Source organism: Bradyrhizobium iriomotense, assembly GCF_018130765.1.
Classification (GTDB): domain Bacteria; phylum Pseudomonadota; class Alphaproteobacteria; order Rhizobiales; family Xanthobacteraceae; genus Bradyrhizobium; species Bradyrhizobium iriomotense_A.
In genome coordinates this window covers 104,375-128,274 of record NZ_JAFCJZ010000023.1, presented here as the reverse complement: position 1 = coordinate 128,274, position 23,900 = coordinate 104,375, and the positions used below count along the sequence as shown (strand labels likewise).

Annotated in this window: 22 protein-coding genes; 10 read left to right on the top strand and 12 right to left on the bottom strand. The window is 64.9% G+C overall.

The genetic code is table 11. The features are described from left to right. The first annotated feature begins 52 nt into the window (after window positions 1-52). Both JQ635_RS31395 and JQ635_RS31390 read left to right on the top strand, forming a co-directional pair. On the top strand, window positions 53-751 hold the full coding sequence (locus tag JQ635_RS31395) for a cysteine hydrolase family protein (protein ID WP_080139000.1): 699 nt from the start codon (window positions 53-55) through the stop codon (window positions 749-751). A gap of 10 nt (window positions 752-761) precedes the next feature. Next, on the top strand, window positions 762-2,429 hold the full coding sequence (locus tag JQ635_RS31390) for a regulator (RefSeq protein WP_211413656.1): 1,668 nt from the start codon (window positions 762-764) through the stop codon (window positions 2,427-2,429). Window positions 2,430-2,507: 78 nt separating this feature from the next. On the opposite strand, the gene JQ635_RS31385 is transcribed toward JQ635_RS31390, so the two are convergent. After that, window positions 2,508-3,518 carry a helix-turn-helix domain-containing protein gene (locus JQ635_RS31385; protein WP_211413655.1) on the bottom strand — a complete coding sequence of 337 codons (1,011 nt, stop codon included), beginning with the start codon at window positions 3,516-3,518 and terminating at the stop codon, window positions 2,508-2,510. 179 nt (window positions 3,519-3,697) lie between these two features. Here JQ635_RS31385 and JQ635_RS31380 point away from each other — a divergent pair, with 179 nt between their 5' ends. From JQ635_RS31380 to JQ635_RS31365, 4 genes are all read left to right on the top strand, one after another. Next, window positions 3,698-5,218 carry a hypothetical protein gene (locus JQ635_RS31380; protein WP_246583885.1) on the top strand — a complete coding sequence of 507 codons (1,521 nt, stop codon included), beginning with the start codon at window positions 3,698-3,700 and terminating at the stop codon, window positions 5,216-5,218. Between the two features lie 4 nt (window positions 5,219-5,222). Further along, the gene (locus tag JQ635_RS31375; RefSeq protein ID WP_246583884.1) at window positions 5,223-5,777 is read left to right on the top strand and encodes a hypothetical protein; all 555 of its coding nucleotides are present in this window, start codon (window positions 5,223-5,225) and stop codon (window positions 5,775-5,777) included. Window positions 5,778-5,965: 188 nt separating this feature from the next. Then, window positions 5,966-7,111 (top strand): fructose-1,6-bisphosphatase, encoded by a 1,146-nt coding sequence (locus JQ635_RS31370; protein ID WP_211413653.1) that lies wholly within the window; start codon window positions 5,966-5,968, stop codon window positions 7,109-7,111. A gap of 51 nt (window positions 7,112-7,162) precedes the next feature. After that, window positions 7,163-8,350: a 6-phosphofructokinase gene (locus tag JQ635_RS31365; protein ID WP_211413652.1), complete on the top strand. Its 1,188-nt coding sequence runs from the start codon at window positions 7,163-7,165 to the stop codon at window positions 8,348-8,350. Between the two features lie 30 nt (window positions 8,351-8,380). On the opposite strand, the gene JQ635_RS31360 is transcribed toward JQ635_RS31365, so the two are convergent. The 10 genes from JQ635_RS31360 to JQ635_RS31315 form a co-directional block, all read right to left on the bottom strand. Next, on the bottom strand, window positions 8,381-9,205 hold the full coding sequence (locus tag JQ635_RS31360; protein WP_211413651.1) for a carbohydrate ABC transporter permease: 825 nt from the start codon (window positions 9,203-9,205) through the stop codon (window positions 8,381-8,383). Next, a complete protein-coding gene (locus JQ635_RS31355; RefSeq protein WP_211413650.1) occupies window positions 9,202-10,140 on the bottom strand; it encodes a carbohydrate ABC transporter permease in 939 nt (312 codons plus the stop codon). The genes JQ635_RS31360 and JQ635_RS31355 overlap by 4 nt, the downstream gene beginning before the upstream one ends. After that, window positions 10,137-11,462, bottom strand: a complete 1,326-nt coding sequence (locus JQ635_RS31350; RefSeq protein WP_211413649.1) for an ABC transporter substrate-binding protein — start codon at window positions 11,460-11,462, stop codon at window positions 10,137-10,139. The genes JQ635_RS31355 and JQ635_RS31350 overlap by 4 nt, the downstream gene beginning before the upstream one ends. A 78-nt stretch (window positions 11,463-11,540) precedes the next feature. Further along, entirely contained in the window at window positions 11,541-12,320 is a 780-nt protein-coding gene (gene soxA / locus JQ635_RS31345) for a sulfur oxidation c-type cytochrome SoxA (RefSeq protein WP_211413648.1), read from the bottom strand. After that, window positions 12,317-12,634, bottom strand: a complete 318-nt coding sequence (soxZ, locus tag JQ635_RS31340) for a thiosulfate oxidation carrier complex protein SoxZ (protein WP_211413647.1) — start codon at window positions 12,632-12,634, stop codon at window positions 12,317-12,319. The genes soxA and soxZ overlap by 4 nt, the downstream gene beginning before the upstream one ends. Continuing rightward, a complete protein-coding gene (locus JQ635_RS31335) occupies window positions 12,634-13,101 on the bottom strand; it encodes a SoxY-related AACIE arm protein (RefSeq protein WP_211413646.1) in 468 nt (155 codons plus the stop codon). Before JQ635_RS31335 ends, soxZ begins: the two co-directional genes overlap by 1 nt. A gap of 4 nt (window positions 13,102-13,105) precedes the next feature. Further along, window positions 13,106-13,549 carry a sulfur oxidation c-type cytochrome SoxX gene (gene soxX / locus JQ635_RS31330; RefSeq protein WP_211413645.1) on the bottom strand — a complete coding sequence of 148 codons (444 nt, stop codon included), beginning with the start codon at window positions 13,547-13,549 and terminating at the stop codon, window positions 13,106-13,108. Next, entirely contained in the window at window positions 13,542-14,825 is a 1,284-nt protein-coding gene (locus JQ635_RS31325; protein ID WP_211413644.1) for an NAD(P)/FAD-dependent oxidoreductase, read from the bottom strand. Before JQ635_RS31325 ends, soxX begins: the two co-directional genes overlap by 8 nt. Before the next feature lie 47 nt (window positions 14,826-14,872). Next, window positions 14,873-17,059 carry a xanthine dehydrogenase family protein molybdopterin-binding subunit gene (locus JQ635_RS31320; protein ID WP_211413643.1) on the bottom strand — a complete coding sequence of 729 codons (2,187 nt, stop codon included), beginning with the start codon at window positions 17,057-17,059 and terminating at the stop codon, window positions 14,873-14,875. A gap of 11 nt (window positions 17,060-17,070) precedes the next feature. Continuing rightward, window positions 17,071-17,520, bottom strand: coding sequence for a (2Fe-2S)-binding protein (locus JQ635_RS31315; protein ID WP_211413642.1), 450 nt, complete (start codon window positions 17,518-17,520; stop codon window positions 17,071-17,073). Between the two features lie 313 nt (window positions 17,521-17,833). Between JQ635_RS31315 and JQ635_RS31310 the strand changes: the two genes are divergently transcribed. Continuing rightward, window positions 17,834-19,453, top strand: coding sequence for a B12-binding domain-containing radical SAM protein (locus JQ635_RS31310; protein WP_211413641.1), 1,620 nt, complete (start codon window positions 17,834-17,836; stop codon window positions 19,451-19,453). 4 nt (window positions 19,454-19,457) lie between these two features. On the opposite strand, the gene JQ635_RS31305 is transcribed toward JQ635_RS31310, so the two are convergent. Further along, window positions 19,458-20,846 carry an MFS transporter gene (locus JQ635_RS31305; protein ID WP_211413640.1) on the bottom strand — a complete coding sequence of 463 codons (1,389 nt, stop codon included), beginning with the start codon at window positions 20,844-20,846 and terminating at the stop codon, window positions 19,458-19,460. A gap of 169 nt (window positions 20,847-21,015) precedes the next feature. Between JQ635_RS31305 and JQ635_RS31300 the strand changes: the two genes are divergently transcribed. The 3 genes from JQ635_RS31300 (at window position 21,016) to cax (ending at window position 23,870) form a co-directional block, all read left to right on the top strand. Continuing rightward, entirely contained in the window at window positions 21,016-22,077 is a 1,062-nt protein-coding gene (locus JQ635_RS31300; RefSeq protein ID WP_211413639.1) for an isocitrate/isopropylmalate dehydrogenase family protein, read from the top strand. Window positions 22,078-22,306: 229 nt separating this feature from the next. Next, window positions 22,307-22,660, top strand: coding sequence for a UBP-type zinc finger domain-containing protein (locus JQ635_RS31295; RefSeq protein WP_211413638.1), 354 nt, complete (start codon window positions 22,307-22,309; stop codon window positions 22,658-22,660). 109 nt (window positions 22,661-22,769) lie between these two features. After that, window positions 22,770-23,870, top strand: a complete 1,101-nt coding sequence (cax, locus tag JQ635_RS31290; RefSeq protein ID WP_211413637.1) for a calcium/proton exchanger — start codon at window positions 22,770-22,772, stop codon at window positions 23,868-23,870. The last annotated feature ends 30 nt before the right edge of the window (window positions 23,871-23,900 follow it).

Genomic DNA, 23,900 nt, shown 5'->3' with positions numbered 1-23,900 from the left:
CACGGCGCTTGCAGAACTCCTGGCAAAGAGAGTTCTCGCGGGGGCCTGCGTCATGTTGAACTCAGCCAAGCCGACACCGGGCGTCATCAGCGCCGAGCCCGAGCCGATCAAGCTCGATTGGCCCGCCACCGCGCTTCTCATCATCGACATGCAGCGCGACTTCATGGAGCCCGGCGGCTTCGGTGAGACGCTAGGTAACGACGTCAGCCAGCTCGCGCGCGCCGTGAAACCGATCGGCGCGCTGCTGAAGGCGGCGCGCGACACCGGCATGCTGGTGATCCACACCCGCGAGGGCCATCTGCCCGATCTTTCCGACGCGCCGCCGGCGAAAGTCGAGCGCGGCGCGCCGAGCCTTCGCATCGGCGATCCCGGTCCGATGGGCCGCATCCTCATTCGCGGAGAAGCCGGCCACGATATCATCCCGGAGCTCTATCCGCTCGACAGCGAGGTCGTGATCGACAAGCCCGGCAAGGGCGCGTTCTACGCCACCGAGCTCACCGACGTGCTGGAGAAATACGGCATCGAGAACCTGCTGGTGTGCGGCGTCACCACCGAAGTCTGCGTCAACACCACCGTGCGCGAGGCCAATGACCGCGGCTATCGCTGCGTCGTCATCTCCGACGGCTGCGCATCCTACTTCCCCGAGTTTCACGAGATGGGCCTGAAGATGATCAAGGCCCAGGGCGGCATCTTCGGCTGGGTCGCGGATTCAGCCGCAGTTCTGGAGGCAATGAAAGTTTCGACCACATAGGGGTATTATCATGAGCACATTGATGGGGACGGCCGGCAAATCTGATCTGAACAAGTCCGATTTCAAGCCGGCACTATGGACATCGGGCGACTGGAACGCGTTTTTTGGCTTCGGCACCAACATCCTCGTCAACATGCTCGTGCTCACGGGCCTGTTGCGCTTCGTCCTGAAGATGCCTGACAGCCTCGTGTTCGGCCGCATCCTGCCCGCGCTCGGGCTGATGATGTGCCTTTCGACCTTCTACTATGCGTTCCTCGCCTATCGCCTCGCGCAGAAGACCGGCCGCAACGACGTCTGCGCGCTGCCGTCGGGCGTCAGCGTGCCGCACATGTTCATCGTCACCTTCGTGATCATGCTGCCGATCACGCTTAGGACCGGCGATCCGCTCAAGGGCTGGTCGGCGGGCCTGGTCTGGGTGTTCTTCCAGAGCTTCATCCTGATGATCGGTGGCTTCATTGCCCCGTTCATCCGCAAGATCACGCCTCGCGCGGCGCTGCTCGGCACGCTCGCCGGCGTCTCCGTCACCTTCATCTCGATGCGGCCGGCGCTCGAGATGTACATGACGCCGCAGATCGGCCTCGTCTGCTTCGCCATCATCCTGGTGAGCTGGTTTGGTGGCGTGAAATACTGGCGCGGCATTCCCGCAGGCCTCGTCGCCATCGCGGCCGGTATGATCATCGCCTGGGGCTCGAACCTGTTCGGGCTTGGCCTCGGCGGATTGAGCATCGCGGGTGTCGGCGCGGCCTTTGCGAATTTCGGTTTCTCGGTGCCGATCCCGGCCGTCGGCTACGTCTTCTCCGGCTTCGAGTTCCTCGGCATCATCCTGGTCACCGCCATTCCCTTCGGCATCTATGACCTCGTCGAGGCCATGGACAATGTCGAGAGCGCGGAAGCGGCCGGCGACGAATATCCGACCACGCGCGTCTTGACCGCCGACGGCGTCGTCAGCCTGATCGGCTGCCTGATGGGCAATCCCTTCATCAACGCTGTCTATATCGGCCATCCCGGCTGGAAGGCGATGGGCGGCCGCATCGGCTATTCGGCCGCGACCGGCATCATGGTGGTGGTGCTGGCCTGGTTCGGCATCATCTCGGTGCTGCTGGCGCTGGTGCCGGTCGTCGCGATCTCGCCGATCCTGCTCTACATCGGCATGCTGATCGGCGCGCAGGCGTTCCAGACCACGCCGGTCAAGCATGCGCCCGCGATCGTGCTGGCGCTGACGCCGCATCTGGCTGCCTGGGCCAAGCTCCAGATCGACACCATGCTGGCCTCGACCATGACGGCGGCGGCGACCGTCGGCGGCATGGCGGCCGACAAGGCCGACGCGGTCAAGACGGCTGCGGTGGCGGCGCTGCCGCAGCAGGGTGTGTTCTATCACGGGCTCGAAGTCATGGGCGGCGGCTCCATCCTCGGCGGCCTCATCCTCGGCGCGATCGGCGTCTTCATCATCGAGCGCGATTTCGAGAAGGCATCAAGCTTTGCGCTGGTCGGTGCCGTCCTGACTTACTTCGGCTTCATGCATGGCGAAGCCGTCGGCATCGGAGGGGGCTTCGGCGTCACACCGGCGGTCGCGCTGGCCTATGCCGTGATGGCTGCCGGCCTGTTCGCGGCCAGCAAGCTCGGCACCACCGAGCACTACGCCGCGCATCCGGAGATGCACGCCGCGCCGGCGGAGTAGGGAAGCGAGACATCGATTGCGGCCGGGCGGCGAGGAGTTGCCCGGCCGTTTCCATTTGCTTCTGCACACTCCGGCGCGTCAGCCGAGCCGGCCAATCCATTCACGGAACAACTCGGGGCCGGCTTCGACCACGGCTGCAAGATCGTGCAGGCGGGCGTCGCGCGCCGCGCGTGGCGAGTAGCCGAAGCGTTGCCGGAAGCTGCGGCTGAAATGCGCCTGGCTCACGAAGCCGAATTCGGCGGCGATCTCTGCATTCCAGCGATCCTCGTCCGCATCGTCGAGCAGTACGTGGATCGCCTCGAGCCGCCGCCCGCGGATGTAATCCGCGACGCCTGCGAGCGGCTCAAAGACGCGGTAGAGCACCGAGCGCGACACGCCGATCTCGCGGCAGATGGTCGCCACCGAGAGGTCGCGATCGCCCAAATTCTGGTCGATGAAACGGCTGGCGCGATGAAGGATGCCGATGTCACGCCGGGCAAGCCCTTGCTCGCCGCGCCGCGTAGCCGCGCCAAAACATCCGCGCAGCAGCCCGAGCGTTGTCTGCACCGCCCCGGCCGCGTCGGTCTCGTCCATCGCCGGAAGCCTTCTCCGCAACAGCGCCATCTGATCGGCGAGCACCCGGCCGGCTGCACCGTCAAGGACCAGCCCGTGCAGGTCGAGCCCGTCGGGCGCGGCGCTGACGATGGGATCGCGCTCGACATCCAGGCTGATGGTGTCGGTCGTCGTCGCAATGCCATCGAAGGGGCGGGTCAGATCCAGCACCAGCACCTGGCCGGGGCCGGCGGAGATCGGCTCACCCTCGACCTCGCCGCTCCAGGCGCCGCGACGGAGCAGCAGCAGCGCGAACGAGTTGCGGCCATCGGCCTTTGCCAATGCGGCGGAGCGCGTGAAGCGCACCGGCCCCATCCGGGTCGATGCGGCGACCAGACCGCCGAGCAGCCACGCTTCGGCATGGACCTCGAACGTATCGTGGTCGGTGCCGTCGGGGAGCGACACTTCATAATGCGTGAGAATCGCGCGGTAGCGGTCGAGGCGCTCGCCGGCAGGCAATTCCGCGCTGTCAAAGCGCAGATACGGAATTTTGGTCATGCCGGGCCGCTCCCTCGGGCAGTTGGTCTGCAAATTGGGACGATCAGGCAAGTTTCCGCACCGTCGAACCGCAGTCTTCGGACATGAATATTCATATTATTGCGCGTGGGCCAGACCTGTGTGTTTGCCGGCCCGCGCAATTTGCAATGACGTGAAGGTAGGCGATGAGCGAGCAGGGGATGATGGTTACGTTGAGGCCGGTCGAGAACCGGATCGTCGAGAGGGGGGCGGCGCGCCGAGCGGGCTGGCAGTCCTTGCTCGGGATTTGCGCGGCGGCGGTGATTGCTCCCTTGGCGGTCGTGCTGGATGCGTCGTCGGCGCAGGCGCAGTTCGTTTGCGTCAATGCCAGCAACAGTGCGGCCGGTGCGAGCGCGGTCTCCATAGAAAGCGTGGCTTGCGGCAGCAATTCATCCGCGACCACGGGTGGCTCCGCATTCGGCGATTCGAGCTCTGCCGGTATCGAGGCCGCGGCCTTTGGCGCCGGCAGTCGGGCCTCGGGCCTCAGCACAGCGCTGGGCTATCGAAGCACCGCAAGCGGCCTCTTTAGCACAGCGGCTGGCAGCGCCAGCGCAGCCACCGGCGGCTTAAGTTCGGCATTTGGTTACCAGAGCTCTGCGAGCGGCTACACCGGCACGGCAATTGGCTATCAGGCAGGCGCAGGCGGTAACGGCAGCACGGCTCTTGGCTATGCGGCAGTCGCCAGTGGCAACGGCAGCACGGCCGCGGGCAATGCCAGCCGCGCGGACGCCGACAATGCGCTGGCGATAGGAGCAAACGCGAACGTCTATGCTGCCGGCACCAACGGCACGGCCGTCGGTTACAATATCGGTGTGAACGGCGCCAACAGCACCGCGGTCGGCGCGAGCAACGCCATCTCCGGCGACAATAGCGGTGCGTTCGGCACCGTGCAGATCGTTCGCGGCAACGGCAGCTTTGCGCTGGGCGGCAGCAACACGATCAACGGCACCAACCAGACGGGCTGGGGCGACAACGTCAACACGGTCGGCTCCAACAATGCCGTGGCCGCCACGGCGAGCGCCGCTGGCTCCTCCGTGTTCGGCTCCGGCAACGCCGTCAATGCGCCCAATGCGCTGGTGATGGCGAACACGGCGACCGTCACCGGATCGGGCGGCATTGCGATCGGCAACACCGTGTCGGTTGCCGGCGCCAACGCCGTAGCCGTCGGTAACAACACCAGTGCCGGTTTCGCGGGCTCCGCCGCCTTCGGAGATGGCGCCACGGTGACGCGCGCCAATCAGCAGACGTTCGGCACGGCCAGCAACACCTACACCATGGCCGGCATCACCTCGTCGGCAAGCAAGGCCGCGCAAAGTGGCGCAACGCAACTCGTGACATCCGACGGCGCCGGTAATCTTGCAACCACCAGCCTCGGCGCACTCGGGATCGCCTCGACGGCCGATCTCGCCACCATCAACGGTCGCCTCGACGACCTCAATAGCCGGACCAGCAAGGCGACCAGCGGCGTTGCCATGGCCTTTGCCATGGCCGGCGTACCGACGCTGCTGCCGAGCGAAACCTTTGCCATGACAATGAACTACGGGACCTTCGAGCGGGCCAATGGCCTCGCGTTCAACGCGGCACTGCGCCTCAACGGGAACATGCAGTTCAACGGCGGTATCGGCTACGGGCCGGACGAGAAAGTCGCCGGCGGACGCGTTGGTCTGCGCATGGGTTGGTGAGCGCATGATCGTATCCTCACGATTGGCCGCGTGCTTTCTCTTCGTCGCGGCTTGCGCGTCCGTGCGAGCGGAGACGCAACCATCGCCGTCCGGCTTCGCGGATCGCTGGGCGGTTCAGCCGGCCGCAGCCGCGACAAAGCCGGGCGGGCCGCAGGTCGCCGTCGAGCAAGCGCTCTATCTGATCCGCTCTGCGCTTCTGACGTTGAATGATGCCAATCGCTCCGGAAATTATTCGGTGCTACGTGATCTCGCCGCACCCGAATTCCAGGCCAGGAACAGTGCAGCCGACCTCGCGCTCGTGTTCTCCGATCTGCGGGCGCGCAAGTTCGACCTGTTTGGTGCGGCGCTTCTCGCGCCGCGATTGTCAGCGGCGCCAACCGTCGATGCCAGCGGCATGCTGCGGCTCAGCGGCAACATCCCGACCAGGCCGTTGCAGATCGATTTCGATCTCCTGTTTCAGAATGTCGGCGGTAACTGGCGCCTCTATGGACTCTCGGTTGCGACGCCCGCGGCCGCGGTCCAGTCGGTCGCGTCGCAGCCGGAGGCCGCAAGACGCTAAACCAGCCTCTCGCCCGTATCTTTCCGCTCAACGGGCCGCGTCGACGAGACCGAGCTTTTCCAGCAAAGCAGCATCTGTGGAACCTAACGCAGCATCAGACGTTCTTTTCCGCGAATGAGCAGCGCCGTCGCCCCGGCGCAGCAAGCGCTGAGGCGAAGCGCGAAGCTGTGCTGCTGGGAGGGATGTTCATGAAACTCACTCTTTCGGTCATTAAGGCTGACGTTGGCTCTGTCGGCGGGCATACGAAACCGTCTGCGCCGATGATGGCGACTGTCATGGGCGAAGCCGCGAAGGCGGTCGACAAGGGTCTCCTGATCGACAGTTTCGTCTGCCACACCGGCGACGACATAGCGATCATCATGACGCATACAAAGGGCGAAGGGAGCCCCGAGGTCCATCAATTTGCATGGAAGACGTTTCTTGCGGCTACGTCGGTCGCGAAAACCTCCGGGCTCTACGGTGCCGGCCAGGATCTTCTCGCCGACGCGCCTTCCGGAAACGTTCGTGGCGCCGGACCGGCTGTCGCGGAACTCAGCTTCGACCATAGCCTCTCGGGTTCGAGGCCCGCGGAGTCCTTCATGGTGTTCGCCGCCGACAAATGTGGCCCCGGCGCGTACAACCTGCCGCTCTACCTCGCCTTCGCCGATCCCATGTATTGCGCCGGGCTGATGCTGCCCCCGATGATCAAGGGGTTCCGTTTCCATGTCATCGACATGGACTGCACGGCTGGCGACAGTGTCATCGAACTCGACGCACCGGTGGACGGTTACCACATTGCAGCGCTTCTCCGCGACAATGAGCGCTTTGGGATCGATCGCATCGTTTCTCGAACATATGACGAGGTTGTCGTCGCGGTTTCGGCGCAGCGTCTTCACTCGATCGCAGGCAAGTACACCGGTAAGGACGATCCGGTCGCGATCGTCAGGAACCAGGGGATTTTCCCGGCGCCCGAAGAAATCGTCTCGCCGTTCGCCAAGGCGCACTTCGTAGGCGGCGATGCGCGGGGATCGCACGTGATGCCGCTCATGCCGGTGCCACTTAACACACCGGTGACGGGCATGTACTGCCTGCCGATCGTCTCCTGCGCCGGCTTTTCGATCGACAAGGACGGCCGCTTTTCCGACGCCTTCACCGATTTCTTCGACAACCCGGCGTGGGACGAAGTCCGCCGGCGAGCCCAGAGCAAGGCAATCGAGATGCGCAGCCAGGGCTGGTCTGGCGCTGCGATGCTGCCCTATTCCGAGCTGGAGTATGGCGGCTTCCGCGACACCGTGTCTGCACTGCAGAAGCGTTTTCGGCTGCGCGAGGAACAAAAGCCGGAAGCGGCGGAGTAAGGAACGCCACGCTGTGCAACGAGTGCGACACGCTAACGCTGGGAGGTCGGTTTGGCGAGAAAACGTATCGGCATTCTCACGGGCGGCGGCGACGTCTCCGGCCTCAACGCGGTCATCAAGAGCGTGACTTATCGCGGGAGCGAGAACGACATCGAGGTTGTCGGTCTCCGCCGAGGTTGGGAGGCTCTCACGCACCTGAACCTCGAGGATACCGCCAGCAGGTCCCGCTATCTCATGCCGCTGAATCGTGAAAACACTCGCACCATCGATCGACGCGGCGGCACAGTGCTGCACACGAGCCGCACCAATCCGTCCAAAATACAAAAGCTGCCCGATCATCTCGTCGGCAGCGACCTTCCGGCTTCCACGAGTGCCAAGGGGGGCGTTGGGACCAAGACGTGGGACCTCACCGGCCAGGTGCTGGCGAACCTCTCGGGGCTCGGCATCGAACACCTGATCGCCATCGGCGGTGATGACACGCTCAGCTATGCGGCCAAGCTCAACGAGCTCGGCGTCAAGATCATCGCCATTCCGAAGACGATGGACAACGACGTCCGCAACACCGAGTACTGCGTCGGCTTCTCGACCGCGATCACCCGCGCCAGCGATGCCATCCAGCGGCAGCGCACCACCGTCGGGTCGCACGAGCGAATTGGCATTTTTCGCGTCTTTGGCCGCGATGCCGGATTTACCGCGCTCTACACCGCGTACGCGACCTCGATACGTTGCGTCATTCCGGAGTACAAGATCAATCTCGACAAACTGATCGCGTTGCTGATCGAGGAGAAACGTGCCAACCCAAGCAATTACGCGCTCATCGTGCTCAGCGAGGGCGCCGAGTGGGAGGGCTACAAGCCGCAGGAATATGGCGAGCCTGACCCCTACGGTCATCGTAAGAAGGCCAACGTGGCTGATGCGCTTGCCGATGAGATCAAGCAGCGAGCCGGCGAGCAGACGATGACCTCTGACCTCACCTACGACCTGCGGTCGGGCGATCCGGACTTCATCGATAAGCTTGTTGCCCTGACTTTCGGTAACATGGCGTTCGATGCCGTCCTGGAAGGCAAGACCGGCCTCATGTCGGCGCTGGTGGAAGGCCGCTACGACCTCGTGCCCATCCCTGACGTCAGCCTCGGGCCGCGCAAATTGGATGTCGCCAGCACGTACAACACTGAGCGCTACCGTCCCATCTACGCCAACAAGCGGGGTCTGCCGATCTTTCTCAACCGCGCGTCGTAGGCTTCAGGATGAGAGGCTGAGGGCGGGCGATCACCCGCCCTTCACCGCCCCCGCCGTCAGCCCGGCCACGATCTGCCGCTGCGCCAGCACCGTCAGCAGCAGCACCGGGAAGGTGACGATCAGCGCGGCGGCGGCCAGCGGGCCCCAGCTCAGCTGGTCGAACGAGATCATGTTGTAGACCGCAACTGGCAGGGTGCGCGTCTCGCGCCCTGCCAGCACGATGCCGAACACAAAATTGTTCCAGGAGAAGATCACCGCGAGGATGAAGGCGACCGCGATGCCGGGCTTGGCGATCGGCAGCGCGACGTGGCGGAACACCTGCCAGCGGCCGGCACCATCGATGAGTGCGGCTTCTTCCAGCTCCATCGGCGTCGTCTCGAAATAGCCGATCATGATCCAGATCACGATCGGCACGGTCACCACCAGATGGATGATGATCTGCGGCACCAGCGTGCCGAGCAGACCGAGCCACTGGAACAACAGGAACAGCGGGATCAGGTAGGACAGTCCCGGCGTGATGCGGGCGATCAGGATCACGATCGCAGATTTATGCGCGGCCATGCGCGCGATGCCGTAGCCGGCGGGTACGCCGACGATGAGCGCTAGCAACGTCGCGCTGCCAGTGACGATCAGGCTGTTCGTGAAATAGGTCAGGAAGCGGTTGGAGGCGAGAACGTCGGCATAATTCTTCCAGGCGATGCGATCCGGAAAGAACACCGGCGGGTAGGCGGCATTGTCGACCTCGAACTTGAGCGAGAGCGAGATCATCCAGAGGAAGAACAGGATTGCCGGTGAGACGATCACGAAGACGGAGAGCCACAGGCCGATTTTGCCGATGATCTGACGGGGTGTCATGCGCCGCTCGCGATTTCGGTCCACAGCATGCGCTGGCGGGCGTAGAGCATCACCGCCGCAAGCAGGACGATCAGCAGGAAGAATACCACCGCGATCGCCGAGCCGTAGCCGAGGTCGTAATAGGTGAAGGCGACACTGTAGAGGTAGATGTTGATCGTCTCCGAGGCCGAGCCCGGTCCGCCCTGCGTGATCGCGAAGATGATGTCAAAACTCTTCACCGCGTCGATCATGCGGATCATGCCGGCGATGAACAGGAACGGCATGATCAGCGGCAGCGTGATGAAGCGGAACACCTGCCAGAAGCTGGCGCCGTCGATCTGCGCGCTCTCGTAAGGCTCGGTCGGGATCGCGGCGAGGCCGCCGAGCACGATCAGCATCACCAGCGGCGTCCATTGCCAGGTCTCGACCAGCACCAGCGAGGGAATCACGGTCGCGGGGTGGAAGACCCAGAGCTGTGCGGGAATCCCGACCAGCGACAACAGGTAGTTCAGCACGCCGAGCTGCGGGTGGAACATCATGGTCCAGACCAGGGCGATCGCCACCGGCGTCGCCATCATCGGCATGATGAAGACACCGCGCAGAAATCCGCGGCCGGAAAAGTTCTGGTGAAACACCACGGCTGAGAGCGTGCCGAGGATCAGCGGCAGCGCCACCGACAGCACGGTGTAGACCAGCGTGTGGCCGACCGCCTCGAGAAAGCGCGGATCGCTCGTGAGCCGCAGATAGTTGGAGAACCCGACGAAGGTGGTCGGCGAGCCGACCTTCCATTCGTTCAGGCTCATCCATATCGTGAAGACCCATGGGAAGATGATGATGGCGAGCACGACGACCAGCGCCGGCACCACGAAGGGCCAGTAGGACGGCGGCCGCAACTCCTTCTCCGGCGCGGCATCAGACTGTGCCGCGGCCGGAGTCGATTGTGTCAACGCACTCACGCTTTTTCGCTGCGCTCCAGGATCGGCCGGAACTGCTCGTGGGCCTTCTTCAGCTCTGTGGCGGGGTCGGTACCTGTGATGGTCGAGGTAATTGCGGCCCCGACAAGATCGCGGAATTCGGCGACCGGGATGATCACGGGCAGGCCCAGCTTGCTGATCTTGGCGGAATCAATCACCGACTGCAGCCATTCCTTGGGCATCTTTACGCCGCTCTGGACCTCGGGGTCATTCAGGATCGAGTTGCGGAACGGCACGCCGCCGCCGGCCTGCAACAGCCGCGCGCCTTGCTTCTTGGAGACCACCCACTGGCAGAGCAGATAGGCGGCTTCCTTGTTCTTGCTCGCTGCCGCAATGCCGATGCCGTCACCATAGGTGGCCGAATATTGTCCCTTCGGTCCGGCGGGGACGACGGTGTAGCCGACCTTGCCGACGACGCGCGAGGCGGCAGGATCTTCCAGCGGAGGCGCCCAGCCGACGCCGTCGATCCACATTGCGGAGCGTCCTTGCGTGAACGAAGCCATCGACTCCATCCAGTTGAAGCCGACGACGCCGGGCGGAGCGACCTTCGTCAGCAGCGTCTGGTAGATTTTTGTTGCCTCGATTGCTTCCGGACCGTCGGTCAGGATGTTGCCTTTGGCGTCGAGGAATTCGCCGCCGCAATTGAGGAAGAAGTTCGTCCACAACGTCATGTTGGCATTGCGCAGGCCCCGTCCGACAAAGCCGAAGGTGCCTTCCTTGGGGTCGGTGAGCTTCTCGGCAGCCGCGATCATCTCGTCGAAGGTCTTGGGCACCGCGACGCCCTTCTTCTGGAACAGCTCCTTGTTGTAGTAGAGGATGAAATAGTCGACCGACCAGGGCAGAGACAGCATCTGGCCCTTGTCGTTCTTGGCGTATTGCAGGCCGGCGGCCGAGAAATCGCTCTCGACGAGATCGGGCGCGGTCAGCGTCGGGTCCTTCATGAAAGGCGTGATGTCGGCGAGCCAGCCGGCTTTCTCGAACTGCCGCTTCTGCACGTGATAGCTGAGATGCACGACGTCGAAGCTCGGCCGTCCCGAGGTGAGCTCGATCACGACCTTCTGGCGCTGCTGCTGCTCGGGAATCTGCTCGGATTCCACCTGGATGCCGGTGAGCTCGGTGAACTCCTTGATGTTCTTCTGCAGGTTGTCGCCGCGTGGACCCTTGGCGAGGATCACCTCCAGCTTGGTCCCGGCGTATTTCTTCCAGTTGACCTCGGCGCGGGCGGGCAGGCCGGTCAGGCTGAGCGCACCGGCCGCGGCGGTGCCCTTAAGCAGCGTGCGGCGCGAGATGTTGTGGTTGGCCAATTCAGTCCCTCCCTCTGATTCATCTTCTTTGGGATGGATACTAGCGGCCGTACCACGCCTGCCTAGTCCTAATCTCGATCAGGGACGTACGGCCGGCGTCTCCATCGGCAGGCCGCGCGCCCGCGACATCAGATACAGCTCGAGCGCGACCAGCTCGGGCGACCCGTAATCATAGGCCTGGGCGCGAACGCCGCTCATGCAGCTGCGCAACCGGCGCTCGATCGACCCCAGCGTTTGCCACTCCAGGCGGTAGAGCGGATAGCCGGTCGGCTGCGCTTGCGTGACCGGGGCGCCCGCGAGGCGCTTGTCGAAATTGTCGTCATGGCAATTGGTGCAGGCGAGGTTGAGCTGGCCCTCGCGCTGCATGAAGAGGTCGCGGCCCTGGTCGACGAACGGCTTGAGCTGCGGATCGTCGCCCGCGGTGATCGGAATGCCGCGCGACTGGTGCGCGACGTAGGCCGACAGCGCCAGCAGGTCGCGGCTTTCGTAAGGCAGCGGCGTTGCCTGCTGATGATTGGCCCGGCAGAGATTGATGCGCTGATCGAGCGTAACGGGGCGCGCCAGCGTCTTGTCGAAGGCGGGATAGCGCGCGGCGACGCTCCTCATGCTGCTGCGCGCATCGCCGTGGCAATCTGCGCAGGCCTTGCCGGCGTCGCCCATCTTCTTGCCCCACAGCGCCTCGCCGTCGAGCACGAACAGCATGCCCGGATTGGACGTGTCGTCGTCCTGCATCGCGCGCGTGTCGGGCCCCATGAACGAATAGCCGGAGCGGCGCGCATCGGGCGGGATCTCTCCGGCGAGCAGGGCAGGACCCGTGACCAGCAGGATCGCCGCGGCTATCGCGCGCCAAACAATCATTCGACCGTGATCGATGCGGAGGCGGTGGAGGAATAGCCGTTATCGCCGATCCATTCGAACTCGAACTTGCCGCTCTCCTTCGCGACGGTGAAGAAGGACAGGTAGGGGTTCGCCGCGATCGCCGGAAACAGGTCGGCACGAAAGATCTCGGTGCCGTTGTAGCGGCAGGTGAAGCTCGTGATGATGTCGCGCGGCACCAGCTTGCCGTCCGCGGTGTGGCGGAAGCCGGTCTCCATGATATGCGAGGTCAGGGTACGGATCTCGATGATGTCGCCGCGTTTGGCCTTGGCCGGGACGTTGATGAGCGCGGCCATCAGTTCATCTCCTCGGTGCAGGCGGCCAGTGTCACGACCACGTCGGCCATGACCTGCCAGAAGGTGTCGTCGGAGAGGCGCGCTATCGCGACCACCTTCTGGGTGTCGGCGAGCCGGATCCGGGTCGAGACCTGGGCGCGGCCGGAGAAGGGATTGAGATAGAAATTGCCGATGTTGGGCTGCGGGTTCTTCTCGTTGAAGACGTGGATGCTCTTGACGTAGTCATCCGCCGTCATCGGGCTTGCGACGCTTACGGTCATTGGCACCGTGTTGCCGTTTTCGACCAGCGGCGGAATGTCGAGCTTCACCCTGCCGGTGCGGATCTGTGCTTCACCGACGACGTTGCGGATCGCCGTGTTGAGCATCGCAGGCGTCGCCTCGAGCGGCCGCAGCGTGACGATGGGGACCGTCCCGGCAGCCGTGACGCCTCCGGCAAGGCTCAAAAATTGTCGTCGCGTGGTTGGCATGAGCCTAGTCCCGAAGCGTTGCAAGAAAAGCCACGATGTCCTCGATCTCCGCGGCCGACAAGATCGGCTTGCCAGCAAAATTGCGCCCGACGCGGGCGACGCCATCGTTGCGATAATAGGACGGCATGATGGTGTCCGGGTTGAAGCGCGCCGCGTCGACCAGACGAAGCCGCAACTGGCTCGCCGTCCACCGGTTCCCGGCGCCGGTGAGATCAGGCGCGAGGTCGCCCTGGAACCGCGTTTCCGGAAACGGGCCGGAATGGCAGAGGATGCAGGTGGTCGTGCGCGCCAGCACCAGCGTGCGCCCGCGCGCGGCATCGCCGGGCGCGCCGGTGAGCGATTGTGGAATGCCGTCGCCGACGATCTTGTAGGGCACGAGCTCGTCCGCGCTTGCGCTGCAGGCGAGGCTGGCGATCAGCGCGGCGATATGGACCGATGCTCTAGCCAAAGGTGTCCGCCGTGATGGTTTGAAACCAGCGTTCCGCCTCGGCGGCTTCGCGGGCGCGCAATTCGCGCGGCGCATCGACCGGGCTGGTGGTGCCGCCTTCGACCTCGGCAAAGATATCGCCCCTCGGCTGGTAGTTGCCGGCGAGCGAGAAGCCGTAATCGGGGGCGACGGTGTTGTAGCAGACGCCAGTCAGCCGCGGCGCCTCGGGCGCGCGGCCCGCGAGCAGGCTGATGATCGCGCTCGCGCACGCCTTGCCCTGTGCGCTCGCGGCCGACGCTGATTTGGGAATGCCGCCGCCGAGACAGGCGTCGCCGATGACATGGATGTTCGGAACGAGTTTTGACTCGAAGGTGACAGGATCGATCGGACACCAGCCGGTGTGGTCCGCCGCGCCCGCGACCTCGGCGATGCGCCCGGCGCGTTGCGGCGGGATGACGTTGGCGACGTCAGGCGTGTAATTGCCAAACTCGGTGATGATGGTCCTGGTTGAAGGATCGACCGAGGTCACGCGGCCGCCTTGCGACAGACCAATGCGCTCGATCATGTCGCCGTAGAGTTCCTTCCACGCCTTCTCGAACAGCCGCTGCTGGGAGAAGCTGTCCTTGGCGTCGAGGACCAGCACTTTCGAGCGTGGTTTTCTCGTCTTCAGATAATGCGCGATCAGGCTGGCGCGCTCGTAAGGCGCCGGCGGGCAGCGCGACGGATTGGCGGGGACGGCAATGGCGACCGTGCCGCCGTCTTCCATCGCTTCCAACTGCCTGCGCAGCAACAGCGTCTGCGCGCCGGCCTTCCAGGCGTGCGGCATCTTTTCCGATGCGGCGTCGTCATAGCCGGGCAGGGCCTCGACATGGAAGTCGATGCCGGGCGAGAGCACGAGACGGTCGTAGGGCAGTGCGACGCCGTCCGTCGTCATGACGCTGCGCCGCTGTGGCTCGATTGCGGTCACGGCCTGCCCGATCACGGTGACACCCTCGGCGGCAAGCTTGTCGTAACCGAACTGCTGCGCGTCGATGTCGCGCAGGCCCGCAATCACCTCGTTGCTGAAGGGGCAGGAGGTGAAGACCGCGTTGGGTTCGATCAGGATGACCTGCAAGTCTCCCTGCGCGCGCTTCAGCGCACGGGCGCAAGCCGCGCCGCCGAAACCGCCGCCGACCACGACGACACGTCCCGTGGATTGCGCGCGCGAAATCGATGGCCGCGCCAACGCTGCGGCCGCCATGGTGATGCCGAACACGGCATTGCGCCGTGTCACCGGGCGCGTGGTCATCAGGGGCATCTGGAAAAGGCTGCGGCGGCAATCTCTCGCCGCCGCAGCATGTTGCTTCAAGCGAAGGTGATGTTCTGGTCGCGCAGCGGCACCGAGCGGATGCGCTTGCCCGTCGCCGCGAAATACGCGTTGAGCACGGCCGGCGCTGCGACACCGATGGTCGGCTCACCGACGCCGCCCCAGAACCCGCCGCTCGGCACCATCACCGATTCCACCTTCGGCATCTCGTTGATGCGCATCGAGTTGTAGGTGTCGAAGTTGGTCTGCTCGATCTTGCCGTCCTTGACCGTGCAGCCGCCGTAGAACAGTGCGGAGAGGCCATAGACGAAAGAGCCCGCGATCTGCCGCTCCACCTGCGCCGGATTGACGACGTAGCCGGGATCGGTGGAGGCGACGATGCGATGCACCTTGATCTTGCTGCCGTCGGTCACCGAGATCTCGGCGGCGCCGGCGACGTAGCTGCCATAGCCCATGACCTGCGCGATGCCGCGATAGACGCCTTTCGGCGCCGGCGTGTCCCAGCCGATCTTCTCCGCGACCGCATTGAGCACCGCCAGATGCTTGGGGTGATTGACCATCAGCTTGCGGCGGAATTCGAGCGGGTCCTGGCCTGCGGCCTGGGCCAGTTCGTCCATGAAGCATTCCATGTAGATCGCGTTGTGATTGACGTTGACGCCGCGCCAGAAGCCCGGCGGAACGTGCGGGTTGCGCATCGCATGCTCGACCAGCAGGTTCGGCACCGAGTAGCCGAACGCGGCTTCGCCGGATTGGGCGACGCCCTGGAATGCAGCCGGATCCATGCCGTTCTGCAGCGCTTCGGGGCGGAGCGAGAACAGGATCGACTGCCCGGACAGGCGGTAGTGCAGCGCGACCAGATTGTTGTTGGCATCGAACGCGCCGGTCATCTTGCACTGGGTGATCGGGTGATACCTGCCGTGCGCCATGTCCTCTTCGCGCGACCACAGCAGCTTGACCGGCGTGCCCGGCATCTGCTTGGCGACCATCACCGCCTGGCGGACATAGTCGGTCTGGCCGCGCCGGCCGAAGCCGCCGCCCGGCATCACCTTGTGCACGTCGCACTTCTCTGCCGGCAGGCCGGACGCCTCCAGCACTGCCGCGAAAGCGGCTTCGCCGTTCTGCGTGCCGCACCAGACCTCGCACTTGTCCGCCGTGTAGAGCGCGGTGGCGTTCATTGGCTCCATCGTGGCGTGGTTCTGGTAGGGATAGGAGTAGACGGCCTCGACCTTCTTCGCGGCACTGGCGATTGCCGCCTTGGCGTCACCGTTCTTGTTGCCGACATAGGCCGGCTGGTCGTTGTCGAGGCCTTCCGTCAGCCACTTCGCAATGGACCCGCTGGAGACCTTGGCGTTGTCGCCTTCGTCCCAGACGATCGGCAGCGCCTCCAGCGCGGTCTTGGCGTGCCACCAGGTGTCGGCCACGACCGCAACCGCGGTATCGCCGACCTTGACGACCTTCTTGACGCCTTTCATGCTGGTGACCTTAGCCTCGTCATAGCTCTTCAGCTTGCCGCCGAACACCGGGCAGTCCTTGATCGCGGCGTTCAGCATGCCCGGCAGCTTGACGTCGATGCCGTAAGTCATGGTGCCGGTGGTCTTGTCGGCGGTGTCGAGCCGCAGCAAGCCCTTGCCGATGATCGTCCAGTCCTTGGGGTCCTTGAGCTTGACGTCGGCTGGCGGCGTCAGCTTTGCGGCGGCCTCGGCGACCTTGCCGTAGGTCGTGGTCCGGCCCGATGCCTTATGGGTGATGACGCCCCTGGCCACGGTGCATTCGGACGCCGGCACTTTCCATTCATTGGCGGCGGCCTCGATCAGCATCACGCGCGCGGTGGCGCCGCCCTTGCGGACATAGTCCTGCGAGGAGCGGATGCCGCGGCTGCCACCGGTGGAGAAATCGCCCCAGACGCGCTTGCGGGCGACGCTCTGGCCAGGGGTCGGATATTCGGTCGTGACCTTCGACCAGTCGCATTCGAGCTCCTCGGCGACGAGCTGGGCAAGGCCCGTCAGCGAGCCCTGGCCCATCTCGGAGCGGGCGATGCGGATCACCACGGTGTCGTCGGGCCTGACCACGACCCAGGCGCCGATCTCAGGCGAGCCATCGGCGGCGCGCACAACAGTGGGGCCGCCGAAGGGCAGGTCGAGGCCGATGGCGAGGCCTGCGCCGACAGCAGCGCTGCCGACGACGAAGGCACGACGGTTCATCTTGGGAGAGACGTGCTTGTTCATGGGGCGGCTCCTTACGCGGCTGCGATCGTGTGGATCGCCTCGCGCACCTGCTGGAAGGTGCCGCAGCGGCAGATATTGGTGATGGCCTCGTCGATGTCGGCATCGGTCGGCTTCGGCTTCTCGTTCAGCAGCGCCGCGACCGCCATGATCATGCCGCTCTGGCAATAGCCGCATTGCGGAACGTCCTTCGCGATCCAGGCTTCCTGCACCTTGTGCAGCGTGGCGCCGGAGGCGAGCCCCTCGATGGTGGTGATCTTCTTGCCCTCGGCCTCGGCGACCGAGACGCCGCAGGAGCGGGTGGCGACGCCGTCGATGTGAACCGTGCAGGCGCCGCATTGTGCGATGCCGCAGCCATATTTGGTGCCGGTCAGACCGGCATTCTCGCGGATTGCCCAGAGCAGCGGGGTGTCCGGCTCGACGTCGAGTGTGAGGGTTTTTCCGTTGATTGTTAGGTTTGCCATCGCAGTCCCCTGATTGGTCCAATCCACCGATTAGACTCAGGGCGCAATGTGTCCGGCAAATTGGAACTGTTCAAATCAACAGTCCGCGGGGTGGCCGCAGAAGAATCTGACGGGCGCGGGAAGATTAGGGGGCCCGCGGTGTTTGCCTCGCCCGGCTAAGGCGGGCCACAAGACCTTTCTCCGGGCGCCAGCATCCGGTCTGGGACGACGTCCTGCGGTTCCCGCGCAGGAGGCCCCGCGACCGCTTGTCCATTTTGCCGGGGTGCAAGACGATCGCGGTTTGCTACACTGCGCCCGAGTCAAAAGGAGTTCCATGAACGTGGCGAGCCCTTGCAATGTGCTGATGCTCTATCCGTTGTTTACGGCTGAGTCGTTCTGGAGCTTCGGTGAATCCTGCAAATTGATGGGCGTGAAGCGCCCGGCTGCTCCCCTTGGCCTGATCACCGTGGCGGCGATGTTACCCAAGGACTGGACGGTCCGGCTGATCGACTGCAACACGCAATCGTTCGGCGACGCCGATCTCGCCTGGGCCGACGTCGTCTTCACCGGCGGCATGTTGCCGCAGCAAGCCGACACGCTGCGCCTGATCGAGCTCTGCCGCGCCGCCGGCAAGCCGGTGGTCGTCGGCGGCCCCGATCCCACCTCCAGCCCGCACATCTACGAGAAGGCCGACTTCCGGGTGCTGGGCGAGGCCGAGAGCGTCATCGACGAGTTCATTGCCGCGTGGGAGAGCGGGAAGCGCTCCGGCGTCTTCACCGCGCCGAAATTCCAGGCCGACGTCACCAAGACGCCGGTGCCGCGCTTCGACCTGCTCAAATTCGAGGACTATCTCTATCTCGGTGTGCAGTATTCGCGCGGCTGCCCGTTCACCTGCGAGTTCTGCGACATCATCGAGCTCTACGGCCGTGTGCCCAGGACCAAGACGACCGAGCAGATGTTCGTCGAGCTCGAGACGCTCTACAAGATGGGCTACCGCGGCCATCTCGATTTCGTCGACGACAATTTCATCGGCAACAAGAAGTCGCTGCGGCAATTCCTGCCCCAGCTCGCCGAATGGCAGCGCGCCCACAACTATCCCTTCGAGCTGTCGACCGAAGCCTCGGTCAACCTCGCCGACGATCCGGAGCTCCTGGAGCTGATGGGGGCCGCCAATTTCTTCGGCATCTTCGTCGGCATCGAAAGCCCGGACCCCGCGACGCTGGTCGCGATGCGCAAGAAGCAGAACACGCGGCGCAACATCGCCGAGAGCATCCACAAGATCTACGCCGCCGGCATCCTCGTCACCGCCGGCTTCATCGTCGGCTTCGACAGCGAGAAGGTCTCGATGGCCGAGGCGATGATCGACTTCATCGAGGAGGCCGCGATTCCGGTCGCCATGGTCGGCCTGCTCTATGCGTTGCCGAACACGCAGCTGACGCGCCGACTCGAGCGCGAAGGCCGGCTGCATCCGGGCCACGATCTGGCGCCGACCATCGGAGCCGATCAGTGCACGGACGGCATCAACTTCGATCCGGTCCGCCCGTTGCGCGACATCCTGATGGACTACAAGCGCGTGCTGGAGCACATCTACAGCCCGGCGGCGTATGCGCGGCGTGTCGACCGCCTGATGACGCTGCTCGACCGTTCCAGGCAGCGCCATGAGCTCGCCGAGGGTGACATCCGATCGAAGATCGGCGCAATGGAAACGGTGCACCGTGTGGTCACCGCCCTTCCCGAGGCGCGCGGGCCGCTCTGGCAGACCTTCATGAACTGCGCCAAGCGCGACACCTCATCGGCGCGCATTGCCGTGCAGATGATTGCCGCCTATGCGCATCTCGGGCCGTTCTCGCGCAAGGTCATCGAAGCCATCGACACGCGCCTCGCCGCGATCGATGACGAGCCGGTCGTCCCCGCAGCGACGATCGACGTCACGGTGGCGCGGCACCTGGCCTGAGCGTTTACTTCACGGCCAGCCGCAAGAAGCTCATCACGCTGCCGAGCGCGGCAAAGCCGGCGCCGAGGGCCAGCGCGACGGTTGCGCCGTCGTGGCCGGAAAGCGCAAAGCAGAGGGCGGCGAGCGCCGCGCCCGTCGTCTGGCCCGTCAGGCGTGCGGTCGCGACGATGCCGGAGGCGCTGCCGCTGCGATGGGGCGGCGCGCTCGACATCACCGCCTTCATGTTCGGCGCCTGGAAGAAACCAAAACCCATGCCGCAGATCACCATCCGCCAGATGATGTCGGGGATGGCAGGGTTGGACGGCAGCATGGCGAGCAGCGCCATGCCGAGGCCGAGCAGCACGAGACCGATGCCGCCGAGCAGGCCGACCGCGTGGCGGTCGGACAGGCGGCCCGCGATCGGCGCCATGATGCCGACCACCAGCGGCCACGGCGTCATGAAGAAGCCGGTCTCGACCTGCGAGCGGCCGAGCACGTCCTCGAAATAAAACGGCAGCGAGACGAAGGCGAGGCCCTGCACGGCGAAGGAGCACACCGCGGTCGCGGCCGACAGCGCGAACATCGGCCGAGCGAACAAATCGATCGGCAGCATCGGCGCGGGATGGTCGGCATGGCGGCGCGTCAGGATGAAGCCGAACGCGATGGCCGCGACCAGCTCGACGCCCACGACGACCGGCGACAGATTGTGCGCGGCGCTGCCGATGCCCGTGATGAACAGGCCGAGGCAGGCCGACGCCAGGATCGCGCCGAGGAAGTCAAAGCCGTGATCGGCGCGCGGGGTCTTCGGCAGCATCGCAAAGCCGATGCCGGTCGCAACCAGGCCGAAGGGGATGTTCACGGCGAACAGCCATGGCCACGGGCCGAGCGCGAGGATGGCGGAGGCGATCGAGGGGCCGAAAGTGAACGCGGTCGCGACCACCAGCGCGTTGTGGCCGAAGCCGCGGCCCAGCATCCGCCCGGGATAGACGAAGCGCACCAGCGCGGTGTTGACACTCATGATGCCGCTGGCGCCGAGGCCTTGCAGCGTGCGCGCGACCAGCAGGCTGTCCAGCGACCAGGCCACCGCACAGAACAGCGAGGCGATGGTGAACAGGATCAGGCCGCCGAGATAGATGCGCTGGTGTCCGACGATCTCGCCGAGCGCCCCGAGCGGCAGCAGCGTCGCCACCAGCGCGATCTGGTAGACATTGACCACCCAGACCGACTGTTCCGGCGTGACGTGCAGATCGGCGGCAATGGCGGGCAGCGCGATGTTGGCGATCGCGGTGTCGAGCGAGGCCATCGCCAGCGCGGTGAATATCGCGGCAATCGCCCAGCGCCGCTGCGCTGCCGGAAGGCCGTCGGCGGTGATGTGGTCGGGCTCGCGCGCGGCGGCAGGTAACGTGATTGTCATTGCGTTGGCGCACTGCTCCGGCGGCGGCTGAGAGGACTTTTCGCATGTACTACGCCAAAGGCTGCTTCCACAGGCATATGCTTGCATGCTGTGTATGCGTGAAGGTCAGGCGCTGACAGCTCGCGCCGGCGTATGATCGCGCCGGCTGCTGCAATGACAGGGAAATGCCATGCAAATCGTCGTTCTGCCCGGTGACGGCATCGGACCCGAGATCACGACCGCGACATCGGGCGTGTTGCGCGCGGCCTCCGAACGCTTCCAGCTCAATCTGCGGCTCGAGGAACACGCCGTCGGGCATGCGAGCCTGAAGCTATCAGGCACGACGGTGCGTCCCGAGCTGCTCGACATCGTCCGCGCCGCCGACGGCCTGATCCTCGGCCCGACTGCGACGTTCGACTTCAAGGACGAGGCGCATGGCGAGATCAATCCGTCCAGGCACTTCCGCAAGAACCTCGACCTCTACGCCAATGTCCGGCCCGCGCGCACCTATGCGGGGCGGCCCGGCCGCATCAGTGATTTCGACCTCGTCGTGGTTCGCGAGAACACCGAAGGGTTTTACGCCGACCGCAACATGGAGCAGGGCAATGGCGAGATGCTGGTCACGCCCGACGTCGTGATCTCGCTGCGCCGGATCACGCGGCTGTGCTGCGAGCGCATCGCGCACGCCGCCTGCCGTCTCGCGATGAAGCGGCGCAAGCATCTCACCGTCGTGCACAAGGCCAATGTGCTCAAGATCGGCGATGGCATGTTCCTCGACATCTGCCGCGCGGCGGCGAAGGCCTATCCCGGCCTTGCGGTCGACGACATCCTGGTCGACGCCATGATGGCGCATGTGGTGCGGAGCCCCGACCGCTTCGACGTGATCGTCTCGACCAACATGTTCGGCGACATCCTGTCTGATCTCACGGCGGAGCTGTCAGGCAGTCTCGGCCTCGGCGGCTCGCTCAATGTCGGCGACCGCTATGCCATGGCGCAGGCCGCGCACGGCTCGGCGCCTGACATCGCAGGCCAGGACGTCGCCAATCCGGTGTCGCTGATCCTGTCGACGGCGCTGCTGCTGGCCTGGCACGGCGAGAAGACCGGTGCCGTCCGCTATGAGGAAGCCGCGCGTGCGATCGAGTCGGCCGTGGCGAAGGCGCTTCGCGAGGGCAGGGCGACGCGCGATGTCGGCGGCAAGCTCGGCACGATCGCCGCGGGGGCGGCGATCGCGGAGATCCTGCAGGCGGAGTGAGAGGCGTCTTCGCTTTTTCTTGGGGCTCAAAGAAAAAGTCGAAAAACAACCCCATGCACAGTAGAACGCCCCTTGATCGATAAGGGATTTTCGCCTCGCGTCGGCACGACATCCGCGGCCGCGATCAAGTTGACCCGTCGGGCAAAACACTGGCAGGATGCTATCGTGGCGGATCGCGGCGTGAATGCATCTGCGGCGACGGCACGCACTTGCAGTGGGTTGACGACCTATGAAGTCTGAGACGGATGGCATCAATCTCGCAGCCAAGCCAAGCGGAACGGGTTGCGTGGAATGCTCGGCCGCAGGCGGGTGGTGGCTGCATCTTCGCCGATGCGTCGAATGCGGTCACATCGGCTGCTGTGATACGTCACCCAATCAGCACGCATCGAAACACAACGCGGCGACCGGGCACCCGATCATCACGAGTTTCGAGCCGGGCGAACGATGGTTTTACGACTATCGCACAGGAGAGGCTTTCGCCGGCCCGAAGCTTCAAGGTCCCCAATCGCGTCCCTTGGACCAGCCGGTGCCCGGACCGTCCGGGGCGGTGCCTTCCGACTGGCAAACACGGCTGCATGAATAGACAATAGGCGACACCTCGGCGACATGCCCCTCCGTTGAGCCAGATCAACACTCGCCCGGCTCGCCCGCCGGACCTTTCCATCAGCGCATCCATGGAAAGGGCGGCCGACATGCAGACTCTGCTCAGGGAAATCCGGGATACCCCTTTGCTCTGGATGCTGGCCTTCGTGCCGATCGTACTGGTCGCCGAGGCGGTGGCCCCGCAGTCCCACACGCTGCTGTTCGTGCTGTCGGTGCTCGCCATCGTGCCGCTGGCGGCGCTGCTCAGCCACGCCACCGAAGCGGTCGCCGCCAAGACCGGCGATGCCGTGGGCGGATTGCTCAATGCAACCCTCGGCAATCTGACGGAGCTGATCATCGCCATCACGGCGCTGCGTGCAGGGCAGTACACGCTGGTGAAGGCCTCGATCGCGGGTGCGATCGTCACCAACGCAGTGTTCATGCTGGGGGCCTGCCTGGTGCTTGGCGGCCTGCGCTACCACGTGCAGGAGTATAACCGCGCCGGCGCGCGGCTCTCGTCCGGCCTGCTCTTGATGGCAACCGTCGCCCTGCTTGCACCTTCGGCGGTCGCCGATCTCGAGCACCTGCCGCAGGGCGGGGGCATCCTGAACAAGCTCAGCCTCGGCATTTCGGTCCTGCTCATCATCGCCTATGCGCTCGGTCTGTGGTTCTCGCTGGGCACGCACAAGGAATTGTTCGCAAGCTCCGATCACGGCGACGAGAAGGAGGCGCACTGGCCGATCGGCATTGCCGTCGTCACGCTGCTGGTGGTCACGGTGCTGGTCGCGCTGGTCAGCGAAATCTTCGTGGAATCGGTGCAGAAGGCGGCGGAAACCTTCGGGATGAGTCCGGCCTTTGTCGGCTTCATCATCGTCTCGCTGGTCGGTGCTGCCGCTGAATTTGCGGTGGCGTTCGCCGCGGCGCGCAAGAACCGGCTCGACATGGTCGTCAGCATCGCGCTCGGCAGCGCATCCCAGATCGCGCTGTTCGTTGCGCCCGCGCTGGTGCTGCTCAGCTATGTCGTGGGGCCGAAGCCGATGGACCTGCAGTTCTGGCCCGGCGCCGTCACCATGGTGATGATTGCGACGGTCACGGCGACCTTCATCACCACCAGCGGACGATCGGCATGGTTCGTCGGCGCGCTGATGATCTTCATCTACGCGGTGTTTGCGCTGACGCTGTATGTCGTCCCGCCGGCGGGCCAGGGATGAAGTGCTGCTGCCCGTCGGCGCGTGAATTGG

What these genes read in the sequence shown, in the direction of transcription:
- JQ635_RS31375 (WP_246583884.1), top strand. Translation starts at nt 5,223, where the DNA reads ATGATCGTATCCTCACGATTGGCCGCGTGCTTTCTCTTCGTCGCGGCT.
- JQ635_RS31300 (WP_211413639.1), top strand. Translation starts at nt 21,016, where the DNA reads ATGCAAATCGTCGTTCTGCCCGGTGACGGCATCGGACCCGAGATCACG.
- JQ635_RS31325 (WP_211413644.1), bottom strand. Translation starts at nt 14,825, where the DNA reads ATGCCCCTGATGACCACGCGCCCGGTGACACGGCGCAATGCCGTGTTC.
- JQ635_RS31295 (WP_211413638.1), top strand. Translation starts at nt 22,307, where the DNA reads ATGAAGTCTGAGACGGATGGCATCAATCTCGCAGCCAAGCCAAGCGGA.
- JQ635_RS31380 (WP_246583885.1), top strand. Translation starts at nt 3,698, where the DNA reads ATGATGGTTACGTTGAGGCCGGTCGAGAACCGGATCGTCGAGAGGGGG.
- JQ635_RS31310 (WP_211413641.1), top strand. Translation starts at nt 17,834, where the DNA reads ATGAACGTGGCGAGCCCTTGCAATGTGCTGATGCTCTATCCGTTGTTT.
- JQ635_RS31320 (WP_211413643.1), bottom strand. Translation starts at nt 17,059, where the DNA reads ATGAACAAGCACGTCTCTCCCAAGATGAACCGTCGTGCCTTCGTCGTC.
- soxZ (WP_211413647.1), bottom strand. Translation starts at nt 12,634, where the DNA reads ATGGCCGCGCTCATCAACGTCCCGGCCAAGGCCAAACGCGGCGACATC.
- cax (WP_211413637.1), top strand. Translation starts at nt 22,770, where the DNA reads ATGCAGACTCTGCTCAGGGAAATCCGGGATACCCCTTTGCTCTGGATG.
- JQ635_RS31335 (WP_211413646.1), bottom strand. Translation starts at nt 13,101, where the DNA reads ATGCCAACCACGCGACGACAATTTTTGAGCCTTGCCGGAGGCGTCACG.
- JQ635_RS31315 (WP_211413642.1), bottom strand. Translation starts at nt 17,520, where the DNA reads ATGGCAAACCTAACAATCAACGGAAAAACCCTCACACTCGACGTCGAG.
- JQ635_RS31305 (WP_211413640.1), bottom strand. Translation starts at nt 20,846, where the DNA reads ATGACAATCACGTTACCTGCCGCCGCGCGCGAGCCCGACCACATCACC.
- JQ635_RS31360 (WP_211413651.1), bottom strand. Translation starts at nt 9,205, where the DNA reads ATGACACCCCGTCAGATCATCGGCAAAATCGGCCTGTGGCTCTCCGTC.
- soxA (WP_211413648.1), bottom strand. Translation starts at nt 12,320, where the DNA reads ATGATTGTTTGGCGCGCGATAGCCGCGGCGATCCTGCTGGTCACGGGT.
- JQ635_RS31385 (WP_211413655.1), bottom strand. Translation starts at nt 3,518, where the DNA reads ATGACCAAAATTCCGTATCTGCGCTTTGACAGCGCGGAATTGCCTGCC.
- JQ635_RS31370 (WP_211413653.1), top strand. Translation starts at nt 5,966, where the DNA reads ATGAAACTCACTCTTTCGGTCATTAAGGCTGACGTTGGCTCTGTCGGC.
- JQ635_RS31395 (WP_080139000.1), top strand. Translation starts at nt 53, where the DNA reads ATGTTGAACTCAGCCAAGCCGACACCGGGCGTCATCAGCGCCGAGCCC.
- JQ635_RS31390 (WP_211413656.1), top strand. Translation starts at nt 762, where the DNA reads ATGAGCACATTGATGGGGACGGCCGGCAAATCTGATCTGAACAAGTCC.